The following is a 251-nucleotide window of genomic DNA, read 5'->3' as shown; positions in this document are numbered from 1 at the left end:
CAGTAGACTATCCCAACCGCTCAGCATAGATGACTTTACAGGTACACCAAAAACAGGTAGCGGCGTTTGGCTGGCACACATACCTGGCAGATGAGCGGCACCGCCTGCACCAGCGATGATCACTTGTAGACCATTATCTTTTGCGCTTTTGGCATAATCAAATAATCTGTCAGGCGTACGGTGTGCAGAGACAACTTCACAATCAAAAGCAATGTCAAAGTCTGCAAGCAATTGCGCAGCAGCACTCATAG

At 48.2% G+C, this 251-nt stretch carries 1 protein-coding gene; it reads right to left on the bottom strand.

Annotation, left to right across the window (positions count from 1 at the left end; translation table 11 throughout):
* Window positions 1-251: 5-(carboxyamino)imidazole ribonucleotide mutase (locus AAEY83_RS17175; protein WP_351061085.1), on the bottom strand; the 251-nt coding region annotated here is incomplete at both ends.

Source organism: Psychrobacter sp. TB20-MNA-CIBAN-0197 (assembly GCF_040309765.1).
Lineage (GTDB): Bacteria > Pseudomonadota > Gammaproteobacteria > Pseudomonadales > Moraxellaceae > Psychrobacter > Psychrobacter submarinus.
The sequence above is the reverse complement of the archived record's forward strand: the minus strand, read 5'-3'. Positions and strand labels throughout refer to the sequence as shown.